This is a genomic window from Prosthecobacter dejongeii, from assembly GCF_014203045.1.
Taxonomy (GTDB): Bacteria; Verrucomicrobiota; Verrucomicrobiia; order Verrucomicrobiales; family Verrucomicrobiaceae; genus Prosthecobacter; species Prosthecobacter dejongeii.
In genome coordinates this window covers 315,052-340,264 of sequence record NZ_JACHIF010000004.1, presented here as the reverse complement: position 1 = coordinate 340,264, position 25,213 = coordinate 315,052, and the positions used below count along the sequence as shown (strand labels likewise).

Genomic DNA, 25,213 nt, shown 5'->3' with positions numbered 1-25,213 from the left:
CGTATGGATTAATGGTTGTTTGCTTTCAGGAAATTTGTCCCCTTCCCCCATGTCCACCGTCGCTGTCCGCTCTGCTTCCCTGCCCCCCGCCATTCCTGGACTTGTGCGGCGCTTTAGGCAGCCTAAAAAGAACATTCCGCAGACCAAACAGGATCGTGATTTTGTGCTTCAAGCAGTGCGGGAGTATGCTGAGCAGACAAAACTCGTTCCTCCAGTGCCCATTGATGAGCTCCAGGTGCACACGGATAAAATCATGGCCCTCAATGGGATCGAAAAAATCTATCGCGACTACACAGGTGTGCTCCTCGCCAATGAAACTTGGCGCGAATCATTGGCCACAGTGCCCTTTGAAAAGCGGCTTTTATTGATGCCCAAATGCCTACGTATCGAAAGCAAGTGTCCAGCCCCTTTTGATGAATTCGGCCTATTATGCAAGCAATGCGGCCTTTGCAGCATCCAGGACTTCCAGAATGAAGCGGAAAAGCTAGGCTATGCGGTTCTTGTCGCTGAAGGCAGTGCCATCGTTATGTCTCTGATTCAGACGGGAAAAATCGAGGCCATCGTAGGTATCTCCTGCTTACCTGTGCTGGAGCGTACTTTTCCCTACGTTGAAGCGGCCGCCATTCCCGCTGTCGCCGTGCCTTTGCTACAAGATGACTGCATTGACACCACGGTGGATGTGGATTGGGTTTGGGATTACATCCACCTCACCAGCGAAGACAAAACTCGCCGTCTAAATCTGAATGATTTGCATGAAGAAGTTAAAACTTGGTTCACCCCAGAGGCCTTGGAAGCGCTGTTGGGCAAACCCAGCTGCCAGACCGAACAAATCGCCCGTGAACGGTTAGGCCGCGCCGGCAAGCGCTGGCGCCCTTTCCTCACCATCGCCGCTTACCAGGCATTACGCGAAGATCCAGAAGCCCCCATTTCAGACGATCTTAAACTGGCGGCCATCTCCGTGGAGGCTTTTCATAAAGCCTCCCTCATTCATGACGACATTGAGGACAACGATGCAGAACGCTATGGCGAGCCCACCCTGCATTCCGAATACGGCATTCCCGTGGCCCTGAATGTGGGAGATCTTTTGATCGGCGAAGGGTATCGCCTGCTTGCTGAAATGAAATGCGCCAGCCACATCCGCAGCGCTTGTTTAAAAGTGGCCGCAGAAGGTCAACGAGAGCTTTGCCGTGGCCAAGGTGCCGAATTGCTCTGGAATAATCACCCAGTCGCTTTGAGCAATACCCAAGTTTTGGAGATCTTCCGCAGCAAGACGGCCCCTGCGTTTGAGGTAGCTCTCAAAATTGGCGCAGCCATGGCAGGACAGCTCGAAGAAACGGCCGAAGCCCTTCACTCCTACAGCGAAAATCTCGGGATTGCTTACCAGATTCGCGATGATCTGGATGATCTTGGCGATGATTCTGCGGCAGACAACAATGTCAGTATTCGCCCAAGCATTATTTTGGCTCTGCTGCGGGAACGCGGCAAGGGAGAGGTTAAGGAGATCATGGAAGCACTCTGGAATGGTCAAGCCAACACGCTGCCAGACAAGCCTACCATCCGTCGCTGGGCCGAGGAATCTGGGGCCTACGATAAATCCACCCTGATGCTGGAAACCTACAAAGAAGCAGCCATTCGCAGTCTCCAAGAAGTCGAGCTCCCCAATCTCAAAGGTCTGCTTCGCCGGGTGATCGGCAAAATTTTCAACGAACTCGAGATCAAAGGTTGGTGTCGAGAATTCGAGCAGAAGAATGCCAACCCGGAATTGCGTGAGCAGGCAGCCAAAGCGGCCGAACATTTGGTGCCTAATGCAGCCGCCGTTGCGTAAGCCTGAGATGGTGAAAACTTGGAATTCAGCCTCGGACTTTTACGCTCCAAGCCTCTCAAGACTGCGTGAACGCCACCAGATCAGCACTGGGTTGCTCCGATTCACGTGTTGACGCCACCGCTGAATCAAGATAGGAACGCAGTCTTAGTGCAACCCATGGCAGACATCCCGGATTCTAGAATTCTCATCGTGGATACAGATCCAGACTTCCTCGTCTGGGCATCTGGACACCTGAAAGCTCCCGGCGTTTCCGTGAGCACCGCAGAACGTGCTGAGGAGGGATTGGCCAATTACCAAAAAACGCGTGCCGATCTCGTTCTCGCAGAGGTGCGATTACCTGGCACTTCAGGCATCGAATTGCTCAAGCGTCTGCGCCAGACTGATCCCAATGCGATGGTCATCCTTTTCAGTGGTATCGCTAGTACCAGCAACGTGATCGAAGCCATGCGCCTCGGTGCATACGATGTGCTGGGAAAGGAAAAGCTGCCTTATGAACTACGCACCGTGGTGGAGAGTGCACTTCGGGCCAATGAATCCCGCCGCGTCACCCGGGCCAATGCGGCTGAAGTTCCCGCTGAAACCATTCAGGAGACCATCATTGGCCGCTCAGGCCCGATGCAGGATGTTTTCAAGATGATCGGCCGCGTTTCCCGTAGCGACGCTCCTGTCATGGTCACAGGTGAAAGCGGTTGTGGTAAGGAACTCGTTGCCCGCGCCATTCATAAGTTTAGCCCGCGTACGCAGAAAGAATTCGTCGGCATCAATATCACCTCCATTCCAGATAATCTGATGGAGTCCGAAATCTTCGGTCACGAAAAAGGCAGCTTCACGGGAGCTGTGACCCAGCGCATCGGCCGCTTTGAGCAATGCGACGGCGGCACTCTCTTCCTTGATGAAATCGGTGACATGCCCTTAGCCGTCCAGAGCAAGCTGTTACGAGTGCTCCAGGAAGGCGAATTTTGCCGTGTCGGTAGCAATCAAGTGTTGAAATGTGACGTGCGCGTCCTGGCGGCCACCAACAAAGACTTGGAAGCAGAAGTCGCGAAGGGCACCTTCCGCGAAGACCTTTTTTATCGTCTCAACGTTGTGCGTATCCACATCCCGCCGCTTCGCGAACGGCGTGAAGATGTGCGCTTGCTGGCCGAGTTTTTCCTCCACCGTCAATCTGCCCGCCGGCGGGGTTTGACCATGCGCTTCACGGAAGATGCCCTCGCACTGCTGGAGGCCTATGACTGGCCAGGCAACGTGCGTGAACTGGAGAATACCATTCAGCGTGCCTGCGCGCTGTGTAATTCGGACGTGCTTCTTGCCTCAGATATTCCTCTGGGCAGCACGGGTAGCCGCCATGGTAACTCTGCCAGCACCGTCACGCGCATGCGGGATGCCCTGACCATGCTGTTGAATACCGCGCAAAACAGCCCGGATATTGAGCTGCTACCCTGGGTCCAGCGTGAGCTCTCGCGCATGGCATACCGCCATTACGAGGAAGATGCCGCCAAGACCTCAAAACTTCTCGGCATCACTTCTGCAGAGCTTCAGGAAAACCTGGGAGCGCCTGCGGTGAAAAAGGCGGCGGCTAAAAAAGCCAGCTGATTTCGCCGCACTCTTTTCCTCCCATCTTTCTCTTCAAAGTTGAGGTTAGGCCCGTCTTTTCCGCGATCCACTCAAGATAAGCTTTTGACGTATTCCCGCAACGCCTCGCCAATATCTGCGTGTTGCAGGCCAAAGTGTAGGTTTGCCTTGATGAAGTCCAGCTTGTTTCCGATGTCATGCCGCTGCCCTTCGTAGTGCAAGCCATACAGCGCCTCTTCCTGCATCAAGGAGGCCATAGCATCGGTCAGTTGGAGTTCTCCCCCCTTACCTTTCGGTGTCTTTTCCAAGTGGTCAAAGATACGCGGAGATAAGACATACCGGGCACTCACGGCGAGACGACTCGGCGCTTCCTCTGGCTTTGGTTTCTCGACAAACTGTCGTGCGCGGATCAGCCCAGGCTCCAGTTCCTCCCCACCCAGGATGCCGTAACGGCTCACCTTCTCCAAAGAAACTTCCTGCAAAGCCACAGCGGAACCACCGCGCTGCTCCACCACATCTGCTAACTGGCGTGTCAAGGGGCGGGACTCGTCCTTCGTGGTCACCACTGTATCTCCCAACAGCACGGCAAAGGGCTCATTGCCCACATGATCTCGTGCATACAAAATGGCATCCCCCAGACCACCCATTTTCGGCTGCCAGATGAAATGTATTTTTGCCAGTGATTGCAGTCGGCGAAGATCTTCCAAATCTTCTTTTCGGCCTTTAGCTTCCAACTCTGCCTCGAGGTCAAACGCTGGGTGAAAATGTTCCTCGATCGCGCGTTTGCTCCGGCTAATGACCATCAAAATATCCGTAATCCCAGAAGCGACGGCTTCCTCCACCACGTACTGAATGACAGGCTTATCCACGAGCGGCAGCATCTCTTTAGGAATGGCCTTCGAGATGGGCAGAAAACGGGTACCGTAACCGGCAGCAGGAATGACAGCTTTACGAACGAGAGACATGAGACCGCAAGACTAGCCAAGCAGCCATGTACACGCAACCTATGTCATGGATTGAACTTGGGCACAAAAGCCAGATCAGAGCACCATCGGGCGCAGCGCGGCTTCCTTTTCTAAACACGGCGGCAGGGTCTTGCGGAAGTCATCCAAGCTCACAGGCTTGGTCAGGAAGGCATTCATCCCGACTTCTTTACATTCTTCTTTGACGCCCGTGAGTGCGTGCCCGGTCATGGCAATGATCGCTGGCTGGTTTTTAAGGTGGAAATTTCCTCGAATGGCCCGCGCGGCATCAATGCCGCCCATCACAGGCATTTGAAGATCCATAAAGATGAGATCATAAGAACCTGCGGAGACCATCTCCACAGCTTCTTGCCCATTGTTAGCCACATCTACCTGCGCGTATCCCAGACGCTGGAGCAGCATGGTCGCAATTTTTTGATTCAGGGGCTGGTCTTCGACTAACAAAATGCGTGCCGGATGCTGTTTAGCAAAGCTATCTCCGTTCGCATTTGCAGCAGCAGCGATGGCGCGATTGGTCTCCTGTGAGATTTGGGCATCGTGGCTTGCTTGCCCCGCGCGGCTGTGATTCTGGAGAGGCGCAGGATGCTCGTGAAAGAACCCCGTGAGTGAAGGAGGTGTCGGAGGGGCTGGGGGGGCAGGCTTCAGCCACTCTGGATTTGGATCTGGCATGGGCATAGCAGGCGGAGGGGTTAGAGAGGCAGCAGCAGAAACAGGAGCAGTGCCGCCCCAAGCGGGAGACACGGTCGATGAGGGTTGTACATAAGATACGGGTGCTACACTCACGTTAGCGGCATTGAACTCACTACCGATGGGAGGAGGACTGCTGGGGAAGGGACTGACCAGAGGTGGCAAGGCTGAGGCCGGCGCACTGGCGGGATGAAACGAGCCACCATTCCCGGTAATAGGACTGGTTAGCGAAATAGGCTTATGCATCGGCGCCACCGCATTAGCAGGAACATTCGCCACTCGAGGCATGCGAACGAGTTCGGCTAATGCGCGCAATAGTTCACGGCGCTTGGCCGGTTTGCTGAGCTTGACGAAACGGGTATAACCCGGAGGAGCAAATTGATCACGCAACTTCCATAAAGTCAGAGGCAATAAGAGGAGAATTCCCGTACCGTGAACTGAAGCTGCGAGGAGGAAAGGGGCCAGGGAGGTCGGCGTATGTTCGCTGGCATCCATGATGAAGACTGGGGTATCCCCCAACTCTCGACTCAAGGCCTCTGGAGTCGCAGGTAAAATCGCCAACGGGATGGCAGCCACGCCCCATTGTTGAAGGGTTTGCTGCAAAATCTGCTGAGTAGTCGTGTGGGGGCTATGATATGTAATGCGCCGTTCTTTGATGCTGTCCAACCAGCTAAATTCCTCTTCACGACCCGCTTCGTCCTGCGCGATGCGCAGGGGCAATTCAAAGAAGAAATCTGAGCCATGCCCTTCATCACTGATGACGCTGATCTCTCCCCCCATCAGGTGGCAAAGCTTCCGGCAAATCGCGAGTCCCAGACCCGTGCCACCATACTTACGCGTGGTGGAAGTGTCTGCCTGAGTGAAAGCCTGAAACAGTGAGCCTATCTTATCGGCTGAAATGCCGATGCCAGTATCCCGCACTGAAAAATGGAGGTGTGGCATGTCACCTTGCGGGGTCTTACGTGCTACTTGACGCGCAAGAATGAGGATCTCCCCCTTCTCCGTAAATTTGATGGCGTTGCCGACCAAATTCACCAGCACTTGCTTGATGCGTTGAAAATCCCCGCGGAACATGCGCGGTAGGGCTGGATCCATGTGAAAATTGATCTCCACCTTCTTCTCGGCAGCACGGTAGGAGAAGACATCCGCCACCTCAGCCAGGAGTTTTTCCATATCCACAGGGATGTCTTCGATCTCCATTTTAGCAGACTCGATTTTGGAAAAATCCAGGATGTCGTTGATGAGATGTAGGAGGGACTCCCCACTGCTCCGAATCATGCGGACCAGTTCTTCCTGTTCATTGTCCAGGCCCATCTCGATCAGCAATGAGGTGGTGCCGATGATGCCATTCATGGGCGTGCGGATCTCGTGGCTCATGTTTGCCAGAAAGTCCCCCTTCGCAGCCGTAGCGACTTCAGCTTGCTTCCGGGCAGCTTGAAACTCACCTACCATTTGTTGCCTGCGAGACTCCTCTTGCTGGAAGCCTGTGATCGCGTCATTGAACTGGGCCTGGAGTGCATCCAGATCATCCCTTCCTGTGGCAGGCAGGCGGTGGTTCAGGTTACCTTGGCGCAGAGCCTCGAAGCCTTCTTGAAGCTGCGCGGTTTTGCGTGAAATGCTACGTCCCACCCAATAGAAACCCAAAATCGCGGGTAAAAGACCCAAACAGGCCCCCAATATCGGCACCATCAGGCGTGGAAGATTCAGCAGGTGCTTGAAGTGTACTTCCGGCTGCCGTGCGATGATGACCCCGCCAATACGCCCCGTGGGATTGGTAAGTGGAGCCCCCGCAAGAAGCCACTCGTGCGGAGCATCCAACAACTGAGTTGGCATTAAGGGCGTCGAGTCTCCAATGACGACCGAAGAGCCCGCCATGACCCGATAGATAATGTCATGAAGCTGCGAAGGTTCGGGCTCCGTTGGCTGAAACTGCAAGGGCGTATCATGAACGACAACGTACGGAGTTTTCTCCACGGGAGTTTGGGTAGCCGCAGCACCAGGAGCTACGATCTCAATCCGCAGACCGAGGTCTTGGATCATGGGGGGAACGTCCACGACCTGAAGGCGCATCTTTAGATGAACAATGGATTCACTCGTCAGTGAAGGAGCTGAGATCCATTGATCCGGTGAATGCCCCTGTGCGCGCAGTTCCGTCTGAGCGGCTTGTACAATCGAGCCCAGATAAGAGCGCTGCACCATCCGCAAGATCTGAAAATCCTGCCAAAGAAAGGCAAACGCAGTGACACACACAGCGATCACCACGGCCAAAAGGCCCAGGACCATGAAGCGTGCAGAAATGGAGAAGCGGAGCTTCATGCTTGGTCGTGAGTAGCGCGGTCGCGCATGAGGCCACGGCGCACAGTGGCGACGAGATGCTCTAAGGTGTAGGGCTTTTGAAGCACATCAGTAAAGCCGATGGCCTGACAAAGATCCCTCGCATCTTCCTGGAAGTATCCGCTGCAAGCGATGACAGAGAGATCCGGGTCCAGCTTTTGCAACTCTTCCATAACCTCAAAGCCTGAAAGGCCACCCGGCATCGTGAGATCGAGAACCACACATGAAAACCGACCTGGTGTAGCAATGGCCGCCTGGAAAACTTGCAGGGCCTGCGCACCACAGTCACAGACCTCAACATCCATGCTGTGAGCATTCAGGATAGCCTTGGCGACAGCGAGCATCTGCGGCTCGTCATCCACGACTAAGATACGCCCATGAGAGCGATGAGAGTGGGCGGGAGTAGATGTGAACATAAGAGATGAAGGGAGAGGGAGAATCGGCTAACAAAAAGGGAGGAAACGAATCAAGCGGCGGTGTAAGCTAGGCATTTGATCTCATCCAGACTGGTATGACCTGCGATGACCTGCATGAGACCTTCCTGGTAAAGTGAGAAAAAGCCGTTCTTAAAAGCACAGGCCCGGAGCGCAGACATGGGCGCAGCTTCCTCAATCAGATCCCGCAGCTCAGAACTGATCTCACACAGTTCCATGAGAGCGACACGACCTGAATAACCAGTACCGTGACATTCCTGGCAACCGACGGGACTGTAGATGGGTTGAGTCAATGGCTGGGTGATCACACCTTGCTTGGCCATGAGTTCCTGAACATCCTGCGGCACGGGCATCGGACGCTTGCAATAGGTGCAGAGACGACGCACCAGCCGCTGGGCCTGAGAAAGGGCCAGAGAATCGGCCAAAAGATATTTTTCCACCCCCATGCTCATGAGACGGGAGACGGCACGTAGGCTGTCATTGGCATGCAGTGTGGTGAGAACCAAATGGCCTGTGAGAGCTGCATTCACCGCCGCATTGGCCGTCTCCGCATCTCGAGATTCCCCAATGAGAATGATGTCAGGGTCGGCACGCAGAAGTGAACGCAGTCCATTGGCAAAATCCAGTCCCACCGTATGATTTGTCTGGGTTTGGTTAATACCCTCCACCTCATATTCGATGGGGTCTTCAATGGTCTGAATATTCACACCATCATCATTCACACTGTTGAGCAGAGCATAGAGTGTGGTGGTCTTCCCTGAACCCGTGGGGCCAGTCACAAGCACCAGGCCTTGGTCGCGCGTCATCGTACGCGTAAGAATATCAATTTGACGCTGGCTGAGATTGAAATCCGACAGCCGTTTGACACCATCCTGCTTGTCCAAAAAGCGCATGATGACCTTCTGAAATTCACGTCGGGTGGGGACAGCCGCGACACGAACATCCAAGCGGCGGCGACCAATGCTGAGACTGAAGCGGCCGTCCTGGCACTCCTGCCTGTTTTGATTCATGCCTGCATAATTTTTTAGCAAGGCCACGAAGCGATTGAGCTGAGATTCAGGCGCTGTGAGGATGGTTTTCATGTTTCCATCCATGCGGGCACGGAAACGAGCGAGGTTATAAAACTTCTCCAAATGAAGGTCTGATGCCCGGCAGCGAATGGCAGTGAAAAGAGCCCACTGAACGAGCTCCTCTGCCGTGTGATTTGGGCTCGAAGGATTGATCCTCGCCATGTCCTCAGCCATGATGTCCACAACACCCTCATTGCCCGTCACTGAGGCCGTGAGAGTGGACTTATCCATGCGGGCGATGCCGCTGGGATCAAAGGTGGCTCCAGCTCGATTGATGGCATCACGGATGGCCGCAGGATCTGCCAAAACAGGGATGATCTTGACCGCTGGATTTCCCATGGAAAGCCACTCATCCTCAAAAGAATAACAATCCGTGTTTTCACTGAGTAAGAACACTGCGTTCTTCCCGATGTAGAGAGGATAGACAGTATGCCGTTCTAAGAGAGGCAAAGGGAAAAAGGTCTGGCGCTGGGCCTCGCTGGCAGCAAAGCAAAGATGCCGACCACCACTAACCAAATGTTGGAGAGCGGGTCCGAGATTCCGCTGCACGGAATTAAAATGAGTGGGCTCTAAGACTGAATGCTTTTCTTTTTGGCTTTCAAAAAAGCCACGCATTTTCGTCACTTCAGAAGGCTCAAAAGGATAATGCTCCATGAGCCACTCAAAGGAACCTTCCAGGCCCAGTTCTGGGAACCGTGGCGGCTGCACATTTTCTAAGGCATTCTGCTGGGCAATGGGTAGTTGACCAAACCGTTGTACCAGATCCTTGCGGGTTTTTTGATACTGATCTGGACTGATGAGAATGCGGATGGTGAGAAAGCTAGGAACCCCCCAGGTATCCCCTGCCCGCGGGTTGTGATGGGCCATTACCAAAAGCGGGCCTACCATGGTCACAGGCAACCAAGGATCCGCAACATAAGGAACACGTCCAAGCTTGCGGACGATGCGCTCAGCCTCTGGCGAGCATGATTCCCGCAGGAGTGTGACCGGAAGCAGATTGTATTGGAGGGCCATACCCTCGATCGAAAGAATTGCCGCAGCCTTTGCATCAATTGTCGCGGTAGGTAGATTACTCACTTCTCCAAAGGACTGTGGAGTAAGCGGTGGCGATGGAAGTAGATTCGCAGACATGGGCGAGAAGCGGAGAAAACAGTTTTAAAAACTGCCGGATTTGTAGTTCTCTGGAAATTGATGAGGCGTCGTAAAGTCCGACGCAGCAAAATCCATGAGCAGCCCTGAGCCTTCTTGATCAGGCAAGAGAAGTTCATAGAGACGGCCATTCCAGCGAATGCGGAAGTCCGTCTTGTTTGAGGATGCAACAGGATTGTATTCGGGCGGAACGTAGGGGGAACCCGTCTTGGCCTTCAGCGGATTTGGATCACGGAACTGCAGTTCGCGTAAAATATAAAGTTCTTCCTCTCCACTACCATCGTTAGGAGGAAAATAGATTTCTCGATTGGCCGTGGACCAAGTGTGGAGAGCTGAATTCAACATCTCAACACGGGCCTTCGCCAAGGCCTCTTGACTAGCTCCGAAGGCCCCTTGGAGCATGATGACCACCACACCAGCCAGAACACCCAGGATCGCAATGACCACGATCATCTCCGACATGGAGAAACCTGCGCGGCAGCGCGTGGGCTGTGCGGCAGGTTTGTAGAAGGCGATGTTTTTCTGGGACGAATTCATGAGAACACAAAGTTCAATAGAAAACCTTCGTATTGCCGAGCTTCAGCTCCGCTTTCTCCATGTTGGTGATCTTGTTGCTGAATTTCAGTGAGTAACCCGAAGGCATGTAGAGACTCAGAGATGCTTCTGGATAGCTCATGTATTCCTTCAAAAGTTTGTATCTATTTTCGTCTGAAGTAGCGTTGTTCCAAAGCAAGGCCGCCTCGGTCCGCCCTTTGACTTGGATAAAAGTGGCCTGAGCGAGATTTAAAGCTTCAGCACGTGTGATAGCGAGGTTACGCTCACTCTCTCCCCGCATGCGAGTGATGGACGGAATGGCCATGAACGCGATGATGCCGATGATGGAAACGCAGGCCATCATTTCGACCAATGAGAACCCTCGGCGAACGCGGCTAACCAAAAGCCTAACGGGATGGAAGTAAGTCATAGGAAAAAAGAATCGGGGTGAGACGATCAAACTCATTACTCATCCAAAAGAAGAACCTGGGGCTCTTCACCCGGCGCCCAGTCGGGCAAACTCAAGTACTGGCGTGCCCCTTCCAAAGCAGCGGTTTTGAGGCGATCTGACCCCACGGTATAAGCATCAAAATGAGCCAATGTGGTAGCATCCAGAAACCCCAATTGTTTCAATGGATCGGATCCTGTTGTGGTCGGGCGCAGTTTCTGAAAACGCGCCACGGTGCTAGGCAGATTGTTATACAATGTCCGGATATTTTCCAGGGACTGCACCTGTGCCGTATCTGTGCTGCCGCCTTCGAGAGGAACTCTACCCTGAGAAAGGACCCAGGCATTGAGAGCTTCCTGCACGGCAGCCTGCTGTTGGCGTGCCATGATCCTATTGGCATCACGAGCTCCATTGGAAATGGCGCTAACAGCCAAGGATGCCATGATGCCAATAATAGCAATGGTAAATACAGCCTCCACAAACGTGAAGCCTTTTCTTGGATGTTTTTGACCGACCATTTTCCTTAGGAATATCAAGAGGTTAATCAAACTAAAATCCGCCGAGGAGTCGAATCCCCGGCGGATCTAAGGTGTGCCCGGTTTCGTCAGCTCATGATCCGAGGATCAGAGATGGCGTCCAAAGCCTGGAGCCGGGCGAAGCTGCGAGTCGGAATTAACCGTCGTCGCGAGCGATGTATTTGACCTGCTTGTTGACGTTGTCCCAGTCCATATAGGTCAGCACAGCTGCTTCTTCTTCGTCGTCAATGTTGCCGACGGTGAAGACCTTGTCTTTGAATGGGCCTGTTGCTGGGAAGACGGTGACACCCTGAGCGGCGGCAAGAACTTCGGCTTCAGTAGCCCAAGCTGGAACGTAACCAGCGGCGATAGCGGCGTTCATCACAGAAGCGACGGACTGGGCGTTGCGCTGAGCGGTAGCCTGCTTGGCGCTGTCATTGATGTTACCAATGTTTGGGATCGCGATCGCAGCGATGATGCCGATGATGGCGATCACGACCAGCATTTCCACAAGGGAGAAACCAGCCTTAAGGGAGGCATTGAGATTAACTTTTTTCATAGTCGTTGTTTTTCAGTTTGGGCTGTTGGATTTCGTTGTCTTCCGAACCCGAAACTCGTGAAGGGCTTCTTGCTCGGAATATGGTATTTATAACTTATTCGTTAAATTCATGCAAACTTAATTTTCATATTTTTCACAAATTCCTGACAACCACAGGTAGGATCCCTCTCAAACCTGTGTCTCCCCAGAGCGAAGCCAGTGAATCAAAGGCTGCCTTAAATGACGAATCAGCACGGCCGATGACTTAGGAGAAGAGGGCGTAAATGAAGCCTTCATTTCGATGATTGACTTTCAATCATGCATCAGAGTCGGCTGTGGAGCGTGTTTTACGAGAGCTGTCATCGGAACGCGGATGTTGGTCACTTCGATATTGACGTCCTTCCTTGCGGAGTGCTTTCGCCTGCCTTGACTCAAGCTCTTCTATGCAACCAACCATTCAGATTGCTCTTGTCGGTGCCGGGATGTTCGGCGGAGATGTCCACCTACGTGCTTATGCTGACCTGCAGCGCTTTGGCATCGCGGGGCAACTGGCCCGAGTGGGACTGGACAAACATGCGCGAGATCTCGCCCCCGTGAAGTTTGATCTGGTGGCTGTGGCTACACGCTCAGAAAAGTCAGCCTTGAAGTCTGCTGCTGCTTTCAAAGAATGGACGGGGCATGAACCCAAAGTTTATTTTGGTGATGCTCCCTGGGATGAAATTTTGCGGGATTTCCCTGACCTGGATGTATTGGCCGTAGCCACCCCGGATCATCTCCATACCCAACCCATTTTGGCAGCCTTGGCCAAAGGTGTCCATGTGCTCACAGAGAAGCCCATGTGCCTCAGCACAAGTGAGTCCGATGAGATCATTGAGGCGGCGAAGGCTAAGAACTGCATTGTCGCAGTGGACATGCACAAGCGCTACGACCCGGATCATTTGCGCATCCGCGATGACATTCAAAACCGCATCGGTGCACCGCTGTATGGCACAGCTTATTTGGAAGAACCTCTGGAAGTGAGCACTAGCACTTTTAAGTGGGTGGAATCCTCCGATCCTTTTAGTTATGTCGGCCCTCATTGGACGGACCTCATCTGGAGCTACTACAAGTCGAAGCCCGTGAGCCTAACAGCCGTGGGGCAAAAGAAGCGACTGATCCGCGATGGTATCAATGCCTATGATGCGGTGCAGGTGCGTGTGGACTTCGAAAACGGCATGAGCATCAACTTTCATAACAACTGGGTGACCCCGGCGGACTTTGAAGGACCTGTGAACCAGGGCCACGAGATCGTAGGTGCAGATGGCAAGGTGGAAAGTGACCAGCAGTATCGCGGTTTTCGCTGGTGGAACCAGGGCGGTGGCTCGCGGACAAGCAATAACCATTTCACACGAGATGTCGCACGCCCAGATGGAACGAAGGGCTACATCGGCTACGGCGTGGACAGTCTGACCGTAGGTCTTGTGGCGGTGTGCCGGGTCAAATTTGCTAAAGAAAGCCGGGATGCCGTGGCGGATTTATATCCCACTGCCGAGGAAGCACGCATCACCTGTGCCCTCGTAGATGCTGCCGCACGAGTGCGAGACCTGAATTTCAAATACTTGAATGAGGGTAAAGGAGCCACTGTGACAGCTCGCTTTGGTCCTGATGGCATCACGATTGTGGATGCTAACCGCATTGCAGAAGGCCCAGATGCCGTGTTTGAAAAGATTTATGATCGTCCGCTGTGATGGGTGCGAATTTGCCGAGCCTGGAAAAGGGGCATTAAATATGCCCCAAATTAAAAATGGCAGTCCATTTTTTATCCATCGGGCAATTTGCGCGTCTCACAACACCAACAAAAAATGACAAAGTGACGACAATGGGATTTCTGGGAATCTCCCGATGTTAAAACCAACTTTAATCACGACGCTCATCATACTGGCGGGGCTAGCCCCGACCCACGCGGCTGAAGCCGTAAAAACACAAGTTCCCCCGACTGCGGAGACTCCGGCAGCGACTGAGACTGAAGTAAAAGAAACTCCCATCCTGCCGGAAGTAGTCGTGACAGCCACTCGTACTGAGCAGGCTGCCATTGCAGCCCCGGCACAGGTAAGGCAACTGAACGCAGAAAAACTCCAAGAACGCCAGGTCCGCTCCTTACCAGAGGCGCTGAAAGAACTTCCGGGCGTGATGGTGCAAAAGACAGCGAATGCGCAGGGCTCCCCTTACATTCGCGGTTTTACAGGCTTTCGTAATTTGGCATTGATCGATGGCATCCGCTTTAACAACTCGACTTTCCGCGATGGTCCTAACCAATATTGGAATACGATTGATTCGTTTGCCATTGACCGCATCGAGCTGGTGCCGGGCCAAGGTTCGGTACTGTATGGCAGCGATGCGATTGGCGGAACATTAAACCTTTTCACGAAGGGGGCGGACTTCCGCAATGAGCAGGCGGGCTACTTTTTCCACGGGCTGACGGCGTATCGCGGATCCACAGCGGAGGAGAGCAATGTAGGACGCCAGGAGTTCCAGTTCGGTGAAGGGGGGCGCTGGGGACTACACCTGGGCGCGAGCCTGAAGTCCTTTGGTGATGTGCACGCGGCGGGCATCGGCGACCAACCGGAGACGGACTATGATGAGTGGGCCTATGACATGCGTCTGGATGTGGCGCTGGATGCGAACTGGACGCTGACGGCCGTGCACCAGCAACTGCGCCAAAATGATGCCTGGCGCACGCACCAAACGCGTGAGGGTATCTCGTGGCACGGGACGACGGTAGGCACGGATGTGAAGCGCGCGTATGACCAGGAGCGCACGCTTTCATACGTGCGGCTCGGTGGTGAAAAGTTAGAAAATTTGGCGGGATTCATTGATGCTGCGAGCCTGACCGTTTCCCTGCAAAGTGCGGATGAGTATGAGCACCGGATTCGCCGTCAAGCTGACAACCGTGTGGACTACACACAGGTGGAGCTGCGCACACTGGGGCTGGATCTCCAATTGCAGAGCGATACCTCCATCGGCCGCTTTATCTACGGAGTGGACTACTACCGTGACTGGGTGAGCAGTGGCAGCCAGCGATACCGCCTGAACGGAACGCTGCACTCGCAGGGTGTGCAGGGGCCGGTGGGTGATGACTCGACCTACGACTTGCTGGGTGCCTTCCTGAACTATGAGGTGGACCTGGGCTCCCGCGTGCATCTTTTCCTGGGTGCACGTGAGACGTATGCCCGTGCGGATATCGGCCGCTATCAGGACCCTTCTACTCCACAGGCGGTGGACTCCTACAGCGATAGCTGGACGAACTTTTCGGCCAGTGGCCGCATCGTGGTGGATCTGGACACGCAGGATCGCTTCAAGGTCTTTGGCGGAATTTCTCAAGGCTTTCGTGCGCCAAACTTGTCTGACCTTTCCCGTTTGGATACGGCCCGCAGCGGTGAGCGCGAAGTGGGGGCCCCAGGACTGGACCCGGAAAAATTCATCAACATGGAGATCGGCCTCAAGGCGGAAACCAAGCACTTCAGCGGTAGCCTGAGCTACTTTTATACGGTCATTGATGACATGATCGTCCGCCGTCCCACAGGCCAAGGGGCGGGAACGAGCGCCGATCCTTTCATCGTCACCAAAGCCAATGGGGGTGAGGGGCACATGCAAGGCGTGGAACTGGCTGGTGAAGTGCGCTTTGATGACAACTGGTCGATCTTTGGACATCTGACCTGGACAGAAGGTGAGGCGGATCAATATCGCACCAGCGCTCCGACGCAGAGCCGAGACTATCTCAGCCGTGTGGTGCCGTGGATGGGCCGCGCTGGGGTGCGCTGGCAGAGCACAGACCGCCGCTTCTGGGGCGAGTTCGTGAGTCTGTCCCACTCTCAGTATGATAATCTGAACGCGGGCGATAAGGGAGACACGCAGCGCATGCCAGCGGATGGCAACCCAAGCTTCAACATCCTGACGGTGCGCGGCGGCTGGCAGATCACCGAGAACATCGGGGTGACGCTGGCGCTGGAGAACCTGCTGGATGAGGAGTACCGTTACACGGGGTCTGGTAGCAACGAGCCGGGCTTTGGCCTGGTGGCCGGCGCGACGATCAAGTTCTAAGAAGCTTCGTGGTGGTGCCCGCCTAACAAAAGGTATCGTCTTTTTTAGAGTCCCGTTGTCTGGGGGAGAGATCTCCTGGGCAACGGGATTTTTTGTGGGGAGTGGGTAAAGCCCCCAAGGAGCGGGACTTGCCAAGTCGCGTGGTTTGGGAGGGGTCGAGGCCGTGAGGATGTGGGGGTGGAGGAATTGTGCGCCAGGGGCGTGCGTGGGCGCGAGAGTGTGCGCAGGTTCAGGGGCCGGGACTTGGCAAGTCCCGCTCCTTGGGGCGTTGGGGAAGCTCGGCGATATCATGGACGCGCGCCCTTTACACGCTGGCCTCATGGTCCCGCTCCTTGGGGCGTTGGGGAAGCTCGGCGATGGCGTGGGCGAACGGAGGGAGTGGGACGCTGGGCATCCGATAATTTTCGGATGTGGAGAAGTGCGAAGCCGCGAAGCGAATCTCCGCGCTCTTCTCGAGGGCAATTTGGGAAGCGCGGCGGCGCCAGAGAACTACTTGACCGTCTTGACTCTTAACCTCAGCACTTCCCCCCCTTCCCTTCCCACTCACGCAAACATGAGACGGCCAATGACGACGGACATGGAGAGACCTACAAGGTCAGCAGTGAGGCCAGCGGCAAGAGCGTGGCGAGTTTTGCGAATGCTGACGGAGCCAAAGTAAACGGCGAGCACGTAGAAGGTGGTCTCGGTGGAGCCGAACATGATGGCGGCAGTGTATTTGAGGTATTCGAGGATGTCGTTGCGAGCGAGGAGCTCGTTGAGGATGCCGAGGGAGCCACTGCCGCTAAGAGGGCGCATGAGGGCCATGGGAAGCAGCTCGACTGGAAACGAAACGCGGTTGAGCACGGGGGTGAGTACGTGCTCCAGCAAGAGGAGAGCGCCGGAGCTACGGAAGATGGCAAGGGCTGCGAGCATAGCCACAAGGAAGGGCATGATGCGGGTGGCAACTCCGAAACCTTCCTTGGCACCTTCGACAAATTCTTCATACACTTTTACCCGTCGCGCGAGAGCGATGCCGAGGGTGATGATGACGAGTAAGGGAATGGCGACGCCGGACGCCCCATCCATAAGGCGCCGGATGAGCCCTGAGGTAGAGAGATCTTCGGCTGGAGTGGCGGATGCAGGAGCGGTGTTTTGGCCTGTGGCCGGAGCAGTGGCTTTGGCAGCCTCAGCAGCTTTGATTTTTTCGGCGGCGCGGGCAGCGGCATCGGCCTTTGCACTGGCAGCGCGTTGTTCGGCACTGCGGATGACTTGGGTAAGTCCGGTAGCATCGAGCACAGACTGGCGAAGGCTTGGCGCAGCGAGTTCTAGAACCACGCCGCCGGTGAAGAGAATCAGGATGGCAGCCAAGAAAATACGACCCCGGGCAGTGATGCGCGGGGTTTCTGCTGGAGGTTCCTCTGCGGCAGGGGCTGCGGGATCAGTGCCCGGGATGCGACTTGCAAGGGGGCTGTCCCCTTCCCCGGGGCGGATGCGAAACATGGGCAGCTTTTGCAGAGCCTTAGCAACGAAGATGGCGGTGAGGGTAGTGCAGGCGGTGGCGAGGATGGTGGGGACGATGATCTGATAGGCCCCTTTGACGCCGGCGGCACTGAGATAGTTGATCACCGTCATGGGGATGAGGGTGAATGCAGCCGTGTTCATGGCCAAAAAGGTGACCATGGCATTGCTGGCGGTGTCCTTGTGGGGATTCAGTTCCTGGAGGTGGGTCATGGCCTTGAGGCCAAGCGGGGTGGCATTGTTCCCGAGGCCTAGCATATTGGCAGCCAGGTTCATGATCATAGCGCTCATGGCGGGGTGATCCCGAGGCACATCGGGGAAGAGGCGGCGCATGACCGGGGAGAGGGCGCGGGCGGCGAAGTGAAGAAGGCCAGCTTTTTCCATCAGGCGCATGAGGCCAAGCCAAAACATCATCATGCCAGCGAGGGGCAAGGCGATGTCCATAACCGCGGTCTTAGACATTTCCAGGGCTGCGGTGATAACGCCCTGATCCCCGGTGAAGCGGCCTAGCAGCCCAGCGACAAGAAGGCCGATGAGGATAAGGGAGGCCCAGATGTAATTCAGCATGAGATGGATAGGAATGCTGGTGGGCGAAGATTCAACCAGGAACTTTCGAGGATAACAGACACAGACAGTTGTTACCAAGCGGCTTTAGATGTCGTAATGCTCCCCAACTTATGCTTTCCACCATCCAGGCCGCCAGCATCCGCAGCGGATTGAGTCCCCATGTGATCCGCATCTGGGAGCGTCGTTATGAGGCGCTCACCCCCACACGTACAGGGACAAACAGAAGGATGTATAGCCCTGATGAGATCGAACGACTCACGCTCCTGCGTGAATTGACCGAAAATGGTCACCGCATCGGCAACATCGCAAAACTGGAAAAAAGTGAGTTGGAAAACCTGCTCAAACAAACTCTCGAACGCCCTACCTCGGCCACCGCCAGCTTTACAGTCGATGCAACCAGCCCACTAGAAACGGAAGCGGATTTTGTTAAACTTTGCCTGGAGGCTGCTAAGGGTTATGACGCAGATAGGCTCCGACGGTTGCTACAGCGAGCACGTATATTGTTTGGCCAACGCTGCACCGTGCATCGAGTGATTTGTCCATTGATTCAAAAAGTCGGTGAGTCATGGCAAGCGGGGGATATTCGTCCCAGCCATGAACACATCTGTACTTCGGTGGTGAGGGAGGTATTGATGACTCCTGTCCCAGGGAGTCAAGTCGCTGCATCTGCGCCCGAGGTGGTCATCTCGACCCCGGTGGGTGAGGTGCACGAATTAGGTGCTTTGCTAGTAGCCTCCTCAGCACGGGATCTGGGGTGGCGAGTCACCTATCTAGGCCCCAATCTCCCGACGGAGGAAATCGTGGCCTGCGCACGGGCGCGAAAGGCCAGGGCGGTAGCTCTCAGTGTGGTGTATCCGGACCAGTGCCCTGTGATTCAAGAAAAGCTGCGTAAGATCCGCAATCTGCTGCCTGAATCCATGGCTCTCATCATCGGTGGCAGAGCAGCCAGGGGGTATTCGGAACAATTGACGGATTTAAACATCCATTGGGCCATGGATCTCACAGAGTTGGATCAACTGCTGGTAAAGCTTTCCCTCAGCCAAGGTGCGTGATGTTTGACATGCTAAAGGCTTCCGCTAGGCTCGGCCACCCTTCCTTATGCACCTTTACCGCACCACCCAAGGCATCTACCTGAACCATGCGAACCACTGGTACCGCCTGGCGGATTTAGAGTGGGATGCTCTCTTCAATCATGAGGACCTGCACGCTTACCTCGCAGAAATTGTGGTGACATATACAGCGGTCCCGGCACCGGAAGCCAGCACGCTGCTGGCCCCCATCGGCACCCAGGAAGTATGGGCTGCCGGGGTAACATATTACCGCAGCCGCACCGCACGGATGGAGGAGAGCAAAGACGCAGGCGGCGGCACTTTCTATGATCGCGTGTATGCAGCCGTGCGGCCAGAGATCTTTTTCAAAGCAACCCCTCAACGTGTGGCGCACCCTGGGCAGGCGATGCACCTGCGCAGTGACTCCACCTGGATGGTGCCTGAGCCTGAACTGACACTGGCGATCAATAGCCGTGGTGAGATCATTGGTTATACCGTGGGCAATGACCTTTCTTGCCGGGACATTGAGGGTGAAAACCCCCTGTATTTGCCGCAGGCGAAATGCTTCAAGCTTTGCGCCGCCGTAGGCCCCTGCATCTATGTGACGCCAGACCTGCTGCCACCGGAGACGGTGATCGGCGTGAAGATCACGCGCGGTGAGGAAGTGGCCTTTGAGGGCGACACGACGCTAGATCAACTGAAGCGCACGCCGCAGGAGCTGGCGGAGTTTCTTTACCGCGATAACACCTTTCCCACCGGGGCGCTGCTGATGACCGGCACAGGCACAGTGCCGGGCGATGAATTCACCCTGAAAAGCGGGGACGTGGTGAGCATCACGATTGATGGCATCGGCACGCTGGCGAATCCGATGGGGTAAGTGGCCATAAGTTCAGATGCCAAAGGTCACGGCTCGCCTTCTTTCTTTGATAGGCACAATCGCTGCCCCAGCCTTAAAGTTGAGACTTCCGGGAAGTGCAAAGGCATTTGCTTCACTGCCGGATGTCTGAATACTGAAAATCGTTTCTAAACTCTTTTACTCTTTCTCCAACCATGATCTCAGGCCACCAACTCATTGCCGGACGCGAGGCTCCTTGCGACCACGCTCCTTTCCACGCTACCAACCCCAGCACGAGCGAGAAGCTGGAGCCTGCCTTTTGCGAAGCTACAGCGGCCCACGCGGATGAGGCGCTGCGCGCTGCGGATGGGGCCTTTGATGCACTGAGGGCGGCCACGCCGGAGACACGGGCTCTTCTGCTGGAGGCCATCGCAGATGAAATCCTGGCACTGAGCGAGCCCCTTCTGGAGCGTGCCCATGCCGAGACGGGCCTGCCGATGGCACGCCTGACGGGTGAACGTGGCCGTGCGGTGAACCAGTGCAAGATGTTCGCCGCGCTGATCCGCGAGGGATCCTGGGCGGAGGCCAGCATTGACCGCGCGCAGCCCGACCGCCAACCTTTGGCTAAGCCGGACGTGCGGCGTGTGCTGCTGCCGGTGGGGCCCATCGTGGTCTTTGGCGCGAGCAATTTCCCCTTTGCCATCGGTGTAGTGGGCACGGACACAATTTCCGCTTTGGCTGCCGGCTGCCCGGTGGTGGTGAAGGCGCATCCGGCGCACCCTGGCACCTGCGAGCTCCTGGGCCGCGCGGTGGTGAAGGCCCTGCGCAAGACGGGGCTGCCCGATGCCGCATTCTCCCTGCTGCACGGGCGCGGGACAGACATCGGTACCGAGCTGGTGAAGCATCCGCTAACGCAGGCTGTGGCCTTCACAGGCTCACTGCGCGGTGGCCGGACACTGATGGATGTGGCAGCGGCGCGCCCGCACCCGATCCCTTTTTATGGCGAAATGGGCTCCATCAATCCGGTCTTCCTGCTGCCAGGGGCGCTGAAGGAGCGCGGGGAGAAAATCGCCGAGGCGTATGTGGGCTCAGTGACGATGGGCGTGGGCCAGTTCTGCACCAATCCGGCCATCGTGCTGGGCCTGCAGGGCGGGGAGCTAACCAACTTTGTGGAAAACGCGGGCGAGTTCGCCGCCAAGGTGCCGCCCCAGTCCATGCTGCATCGCGGCATCTGCGAAAGTTATGAGGCAGGCACGGCGGTGTGGTCCACCATCAACGGCCTGCAACTGGCCGGTGAATCGGCCACACCGGCAGACCTTGACGCCACCCAGGCCGCGTGCCGCATCTACACGACGACGCTACAGGTGCTGGAGTCGCATGAGGAACTACGCCGGGAGGTCTTCGGCCCATGCTCCATCATCACCCAGTGCCCCACGCTGGAAGATCTGCTGGCCTTTGCACGCAATCTGGAAGGCCAGCTCACGGCGGCCATCCACGGCACGGAGGAGGACTTGCGCGAGTACGCTCCGCTGATCCGCGTGCTGGAGCGCAAGGTGGGCCGAATCATCTTCAACGGCTTCGGCACTGGCATCGAGCCCTGCCCTTCCATGCACCACGGCGGCCCCTACCCGGCAGCCAGCCACAGCTTCTACACCAGCATCGGCACCGGTAGCATCTACCGCTTTGTGCGGCCCGTGTGCTACCAGGGCTTCCCCGATGACTGCCTGCCGGAGGCGTTGCAAAACGCGAACCCCACCAAGGCCCTGCGCCTGCTGGATGGTGGCTACTCGCGCGAGGCGGTGTAAGGCGATAAAGCGTGACTGTGAGACGCAGGCTGGGAGCGTGAAAGCGCGCACTGGCCTGCGTTTTTTTGTGGGAAATTTTCAACCACGGAAAGGACGGGAAACACAGAAGGTGAGGATGACGGGGAAGTCCCCAAGGAGCGGGACTTGCCAAGTCCCGTGGTTTTGGGGGTCTTGGGGGCGGACGGCGATCGGTCGTGGAATGGGGGCTGTTTTTACAGGATTAACAAGATGGCAGGATTAACAGGAAGTGTGTAAAAGGGGGCAGATTTGTTCGGTCTGTTGGTGTTTAGCCTTTAGGCGACTCCATGACCTGCCGGACCTTCTCCAGATCGCCCCAAAACTAGACACCCGCAGAGCTGGCGAGAGCGGAGGGGTGGGTGCGGATTCAGGGGCCGGGACTTGGCAAGTCCCGCTCCTTGGGGGCGCTGGGGAAGCTCGGAGGATACAGGGCGGACGGTGGGAGTGGGATGCTTCGCATCCGGTGTTTTAGGATGCGGACAGGAGTGTCCGCGCTCCTCTCGAGGTCGGTGGTCGTTGCAGGTGGGAGAGCCTTCAAAGCGCCAGAGGACTGGCGCAGTCCAGGACGCTTTGCGACTTCTTGCCCCACCTTGCCCCACCTTGACCTCTTGACCTCTTGACCTCTTGACCTCTTAACCTCTTGACCTCTTGACCCCTTGACCTCCGAACTTAGCACTTTCCTCCCCTCCACCTCCTCACGCCACGTCTTGCAGGCCGTATTTCTCGATGATGTCTTGGGGGACGCCGGGGTACGGGCCGCCGAGGCTGATGTTGCCGATGTAGCCGAGGCCTTTCCAGGTGGCGCTGTGGGTGTAGTAGCCACCGAGGCAGAGCTGGCGGAAGGTCTTGAAGAAGGCAGCGCCGATGCGGTGTTCGGGCTTGGGTTTTTCCAGGCCGCAGATGTCATCGACGATGGCGGACTGCTGTTCGGTGGTGAGTTCCTCGAAGGGTTTGGCGTGGCGTTTGAAGCACTCAGTATTCAGCCAGGCGAGGCCTCCGCGGATGACTTCGCCGTCCTCGCGCTGCTTTTCATACGGGGCGCTGATCCATTCATTGAGAAACGCGGGCACGCCCACTTCGCTGGCGGCGGGGCCGTGTTCGTCCTTGGGCAGGATGAGATCGGCCAGCGCGGTGGTGGTCTTCAGCTCGGCCTCGGTCATCAGCTTGTCCCAGGGACCGGGCAGGGCCTTGGAGAAGTCGGGATCGTGCAGGGTGTAACGCTGCGGGTAGGCCGGGGGCGCGGGTTCGGTTTCGCCAGGGGCAGCCTTCAGCGCGACCGGGGCGGCGACGGTGCCAGCGAGCCATTTCAGGGCGTGGCGACGAGAAAGGTTTTCAGACATAACAGAAAGTGTGTTTGGATTAAACATTACCGGCCTTCATCTCGCCCATGAGCCATTCGCAGGAGCGCCAGGCGAGGGCCATGATGGTGAGGGTGGGGTTTTTGTCGGGGTTGCTGGGGAGGACGGACCCATCCATGAGGAAGAGGTTTTTCACGTCCCAGGTCTGGCAGTATTGGTTGGTCACGGAGTCGCCGGCATTGGCTCCCATGCGGGCGGTGCCCACCTCGTGGATGATTTCGCCGGGGCGCTGGATGGCGTCGCGACCACTCTTGGGGCTGGCCTTGCCGCCCATGCCTTCGATGAGTTCGGCAAAGGTCTGCTGCATGTGCTCGGCCTGTTTGATTTCATGGTCACTCCACTTCCAGTGGAAACGCAGGACGGGGATGCCCCACTGATCCACCACCTGGGGATCCAGCTCGGTGTAGCAATCCTTGTTAGGCACCATTTCACCCCGGCCACTGAAGCTGAAGCTGGCCCCGTAGTAGCGTTTGGCCTCCTCCTTCAACTTACTGCCATAGATGCCGGGGCTGGTCTGATCCAGACGGCTAAAGCTGCTCATCTGCGGCATCCGGCGGCCACCGCCCATCTCGATGTGGTAACCGCGGGCGAAGCCGAGCTTGGAGTGCTCATTGACGAGCCACCACGGGGAGTACACGTGCAGCCCCCCTGCCCCGTCTTCATTGAGTATAGGCGCATTTTCCAGCGCAGGAATGTGAGCACCGAGCGTGGTGCCCACGCTGTCCATGAGGTTTTTGCCCACCTGGCCGCTGGAGTTGGCGAGGCCAGCCTTGTCCTGCGATTTGGAGTTCAGCAGGATGCGTGAGGTTTCGCAGGAACTGGCGGCGAGAATGACGATGCGGGCCTTCACCACGGCATCGCGGCGGGTCTTTTTGTCAATGTAATGGACCCCGGCGGCTTTGCCATTTTCCATGATGACTTCGCGCACCATGGCATCGGTGATGATGTCCAGATTCCCCGTGGCGAGGGCGGGCGGGAGGAGGACGGTGGTGCTTTGGAAATTCGCGCGGATGCTGCAGCCGCGGATGCAGTCGGTTGCCCAGAAGCAAGGGGCGCGCAGCATCATGTCCTTGCCGATGATCTCCTGGGCCTTGGCGTTGCCGGGGAAGAGCTGGGCGGGGAGGTTTTTCCAATCGAGCGGCTGGCTGAGCACGGCACGGTGGGCGGCGACGATGGGGACGCCGCTTTGTTTGCAGGACTTCTTGGCCATGAGCTCGCCGAGGCGTGGCTTCGGCGGTGGCAAGAGGACGCCGGGGGATGAATTCGGCGCATTGGCGATGCCGTCGTTTTCGCCGTAGACGCCGATGAGCTGCTCCACGCGATCATACCAGGGGGCGATGTCGCCGTAGCTGATGGGCCAGTCCACGCCGAGGCCGTCGCGGGATTTCGGGATGAAGTCGAACTCGCCAAAGCGCAGGGAGATGCGGCCCCAGTGATTGGTGCGGCCACCCAGCATGCGAGCGCGCCACCACCAGAAGGCCCCCTCGGTACCAGCCTTGTTAGTGTAGGGCTCGCCGGGCACCTGCCAGCCGCCATCGATGGTGGCATCGTAGTGGCCAAAGGGGCGCACGGGGGTGCGGTCGCCACGCAGCGGGGCCATCTCGGGCGTGTTAAACATGGGAGTCTCGGTGGCGGGCTCGTAGTTCCGCCCGGCCTCCACCATGAGGACCTTCACGCCACTAAGGGCCAGGATCATCGCCGCCATGCCCCCGCCCGCGCCGGAGCCGACGACGATGACATCATATTGCGATTGGGTTTTGCGATCAGTGAGCAAGGGCATGGCCCTTTCCTAGCAAGTCCCCGAGGCAAAGTCTTGTGGAAAATGATCTCAAGAAGACCGACGTGAGGGGATGGAATTCCAGGTGGGCCTTTAGACAGGGGCGGAAGGGCTGCGGGCTTTTTTAAACAGGATTCC

At 56.5% G+C, this 25,213-nt stretch carries 18 protein-coding genes and 1 pseudogene; 7 read left to right on the top strand and 12 right to left on the bottom strand.

The annotated features are described in order from the left end of the window. Positions 1-49: 49 nt before the first annotated feature. Both HNQ64_RS11930 and HNQ64_RS11925 read left to right on the top strand, forming a co-directional pair. Positions 50-1,825 (top strand): polyprenyl synthetase family protein, encoded by a 1,776-nt coding sequence (locus tag HNQ64_RS11930; RefSeq protein ID WP_184208798.1) that lies wholly within the window; start codon positions 50-52, stop codon positions 1,823-1,825. A gap of 156 nt (positions 1,826-1,981) precedes the next feature. Next, positions 1,982-3,418 carry a sigma-54-dependent transcriptional regulator gene (locus HNQ64_RS11925; RefSeq protein WP_184208796.1) on the top strand — a complete coding sequence of 479 codons (1,437 nt, stop codon included), beginning with the start codon at positions 1,982-1,984 and terminating at the stop codon, positions 3,416-3,418. Between the two features lie 71 nt (positions 3,419-3,489). On the opposite strand, the gene galU is transcribed toward HNQ64_RS11925, so the two are convergent. The 9 genes and pseudogenes from galU to HNQ64_RS11885 all read right to left on the bottom strand — a co-directional run bounded on the left by galU (position 3,490) and on the right by HNQ64_RS11885 (position 12,110). Further along, entirely contained in the window at positions 3,490-4,362 is an 873-nt protein-coding gene (galU, locus tag HNQ64_RS11920) for a UTP--glucose-1-phosphate uridylyltransferase GalU (RefSeq protein ID WP_184208794.1), read from the bottom strand. A gap of 75 nt (positions 4,363-4,437) precedes the next feature. Next, positions 4,438-7,383, bottom strand: a complete 2,946-nt coding sequence (locus HNQ64_RS11915; protein ID WP_184208792.1) for a hybrid sensor histidine kinase/response regulator — start codon at positions 7,381-7,383, stop codon at positions 4,438-4,440. After that, the gene (locus tag HNQ64_RS11910; RefSeq protein WP_184208790.1) at positions 7,380-7,817 is read right to left on the bottom strand and encodes a response regulator; all 438 of its coding nucleotides are present in this window, start codon (positions 7,815-7,817) and stop codon (positions 7,380-7,382) included. Before HNQ64_RS11910 ends, HNQ64_RS11915 begins: the two co-directional genes overlap by 4 nt. Before the next feature lie 50 nt (positions 7,818-7,867). After that, a complete protein-coding gene (locus tag HNQ64_RS11905; RefSeq protein WP_184208787.1) occupies positions 7,868-10,036 on the bottom strand; it encodes a GspE/PulE family protein in 2,169 nt (722 codons plus the stop codon). Positions 10,037-10,060: 24 nt separating this feature from the next. Further along, the gene (locus HNQ64_RS11900) at positions 10,061-10,591 is read right to left on the bottom strand and encodes a type II secretion system protein (protein WP_184208785.1); all 531 of its coding nucleotides are present in this window, start codon (positions 10,589-10,591) and stop codon (positions 10,061-10,063) included. A gap of 13 nt (positions 10,592-10,604) precedes the next feature. Beyond that, entirely contained in the window at positions 10,605-11,018 is a 414-nt protein-coding gene (locus HNQ64_RS11895) for a type II secretion system protein (protein WP_184208783.1), read from the bottom strand. Positions 11,019-11,053: 35 nt separating this feature from the next. After that, positions 11,054-11,422: a hypothetical protein gene (locus HNQ64_RS11890; protein WP_246431028.1), complete on the bottom strand. Its 369-nt coding sequence runs from the start codon at positions 11,420-11,422 to the stop codon at positions 11,054-11,056. A 48-nt stretch (positions 11,423-11,470) separates the two neighbouring features. Beyond that, positions 11,471-11,554, bottom strand: a pseudogene (locus HNQ64_RS24475) (pilus assembly FimT family protein); the annotation flags it as partial. A gap of 154 nt (positions 11,555-11,708) precedes the next feature. Beyond that, positions 11,709-12,110 (bottom strand): type II secretion system protein, encoded by a 402-nt coding sequence (locus HNQ64_RS11885; protein WP_184208779.1) that lies wholly within the window; start codon positions 12,108-12,110, stop codon positions 11,709-11,711. Between the two features lie 422 nt (positions 12,111-12,532). Here HNQ64_RS11885 and HNQ64_RS11880 point away from each other — a divergent pair, with 422 nt between their 5' ends. Both HNQ64_RS11880 and HNQ64_RS11875 read left to right on the top strand, forming a co-directional pair. After that, entirely contained in the window at positions 12,533-13,816 is a 1,284-nt protein-coding gene (locus HNQ64_RS11880) for a Gfo/Idh/MocA family protein (RefSeq protein ID WP_184208777.1), read from the top strand. Positions 13,817-13,970: 154 nt separating this feature from the next. Further along, the gene (locus HNQ64_RS11875) at positions 13,971-16,169 is read left to right on the top strand and encodes a TonB-dependent receptor (protein WP_184208775.1); all 2,199 of its coding nucleotides are present in this window, start codon (positions 13,971-13,973) and stop codon (positions 16,167-16,169) included. A 543-nt stretch (positions 16,170-16,712) separates the two neighbouring features. On the opposite strand, the gene HNQ64_RS23805 is transcribed toward HNQ64_RS11875, so the two are convergent. Beyond that, on the bottom strand, positions 16,713-18,233 hold the full coding sequence (locus tag HNQ64_RS23805) for a nucleoside recognition domain-containing protein (protein ID WP_221305430.1): 1,521 nt from the start codon (positions 18,231-18,233) through the stop codon (positions 16,713-16,715). Between the two features lie 110 nt (positions 18,234-18,343). Between HNQ64_RS23805 and HNQ64_RS11860 the strand changes: the two genes are divergently transcribed. From HNQ64_RS11860 to HNQ64_RS11850, 3 genes are all read left to right on the top strand, one after another. Beyond that, positions 18,344-19,285 (top strand): MerR family transcriptional regulator, encoded by a 942-nt coding sequence (locus HNQ64_RS11860; RefSeq protein ID WP_184208773.1) that lies wholly within the window; start codon positions 18,344-18,346, stop codon positions 19,283-19,285. Positions 19,286-19,331: 46 nt separating this feature from the next. After that, positions 19,332-20,159: a fumarylacetoacetate hydrolase family protein gene (locus tag HNQ64_RS11855; protein WP_184208771.1), complete on the top strand. Its 828-nt coding sequence runs from the start codon at positions 19,332-19,334 to the stop codon at positions 20,157-20,159. Between the two features lie 173 nt (positions 20,160-20,332). After that, entirely contained in the window at positions 20,333-21,922 is a 1,590-nt protein-coding gene (locus tag HNQ64_RS11850) for an aldehyde dehydrogenase (NADP(+)) (protein ID WP_184208769.1), read from the top strand. 713 nt (positions 21,923-22,635) lie between these two features. Here HNQ64_RS11850 and HNQ64_RS11845 read toward each other — a convergent pair. Beyond that, positions 22,636-23,280, bottom strand: a complete 645-nt coding sequence (locus HNQ64_RS11845) for a gluconate 2-dehydrogenase subunit 3 family protein (RefSeq protein WP_184208767.1) — start codon at positions 23,278-23,280, stop codon at positions 22,636-22,638. 19 nt (positions 23,281-23,299) lie between these two features. Then, a complete protein-coding gene (locus HNQ64_RS11840; RefSeq protein ID WP_184208765.1) occupies positions 23,300-25,078 on the bottom strand; it encodes a GMC family oxidoreductase in 1,779 nt (592 codons plus the stop codon). Positions 25,079-25,213 lie beyond the last annotated feature (135 nt).

What these genes read in the sequence shown, in the direction of transcription:
- HNQ64_RS11875 (WP_184208775.1), top strand. Translation starts at nt 13,971, where the DNA reads ATGTTAAAACCAACTTTAATCACGACGCTCATCATACTGGCGGGGCTA.
- HNQ64_RS11925 (WP_184208796.1), top strand. Translation starts at nt 1,982, where the DNA reads ATGGCAGACATCCCGGATTCTAGAATTCTCATCGTGGATACAGATCCA.
- HNQ64_RS11905 (WP_184208787.1), bottom strand. Translation starts at nt 10,036, where the DNA reads ATGTCTGCGAATCTACTTCCATCGCCACCGCTTACTCCACAGTCCTTT.
- HNQ64_RS11880 (WP_184208777.1), top strand. Translation starts at nt 12,533, where the DNA reads ATGCAACCAACCATTCAGATTGCTCTTGTCGGTGCCGGGATGTTCGGC.
- HNQ64_RS11895 (WP_184208783.1), bottom strand. Translation starts at nt 11,018, where the DNA reads ATGACTTACTTCCATCCCGTTAGGCTTTTGGTTAGCCGCGTTCGCCGA.
- HNQ64_RS11850 (WP_184208769.1), top strand. Translation starts at nt 20,333, where the DNA reads ATGATCTCAGGCCACCAACTCATTGCCGGACGCGAGGCTCCTTGCGAC.
- HNQ64_RS11930 (WP_184208798.1), top strand. Translation starts at nt 50, where the DNA reads ATGTCCACCGTCGCTGTCCGCTCTGCTTCCCTGCCCCCCGCCATTCCT.
- HNQ64_RS11840 (WP_184208765.1), bottom strand. Translation starts at nt 25,078, where the DNA reads ATGCCCTTGCTCACTGATCGCAAAACCCAATCGCAATATGATGTCATC.
- HNQ64_RS11900 (WP_184208785.1), bottom strand. Translation starts at nt 10,591, where the DNA reads ATGAATTCGTCCCAGAAAAACATCGCCTTCTACAAACCTGCCGCACAG.
- HNQ64_RS11915 (WP_184208792.1), bottom strand. Translation starts at nt 7,383, where the DNA reads ATGAAGCTCCGCTTCTCCATTTCTGCACGCTTCATGGTCCTGGGCCTT.
- HNQ64_RS11890 (WP_246431028.1), bottom strand. Translation starts at nt 11,422, where the DNA reads ATGGCACGCCAACAGCAGGCTGCCGTGCAGGAAGCTCTCAATGCCTGG.
- galU (WP_184208794.1), bottom strand. Translation starts at nt 4,362, where the DNA reads ATGTCTCTCGTTCGTAAAGCTGTCATTCCTGCTGCCGGTTACGGTACC.
- HNQ64_RS11855 (WP_184208771.1), top strand. Translation starts at nt 19,332, where the DNA reads ATGCACCTTTACCGCACCACCCAAGGCATCTACCTGAACCATGCGAAC.
- HNQ64_RS11885 (WP_184208779.1), bottom strand. Translation starts at nt 12,110, where the DNA reads ATGAAAAAAGTTAATCTCAATGCCTCCCTTAAGGCTGGTTTCTCCCTT.
- HNQ64_RS11910 (WP_184208790.1), bottom strand. Translation starts at nt 7,817, where the DNA reads ATGTTCACATCTACTCCCGCCCACTCTCATCGCTCTCATGGGCGTATC.
- HNQ64_RS11845 (WP_184208767.1), bottom strand. Translation starts at nt 23,280, where the DNA reads ATGTCTGAAAACCTTTCTCGTCGCCACGCCCTGAAATGGCTCGCTGGC.
- HNQ64_RS23805 (WP_221305430.1), bottom strand. Translation starts at nt 18,233, where the DNA reads ATGCTGAATTACATCTGGGCCTCCCTTATCCTCATCGGCCTTCTTGTC.
- HNQ64_RS11860 (WP_184208773.1), top strand. Translation starts at nt 18,344, where the DNA reads ATGCTTTCCACCATCCAGGCCGCCAGCATCCGCAGCGGATTGAGTCCC.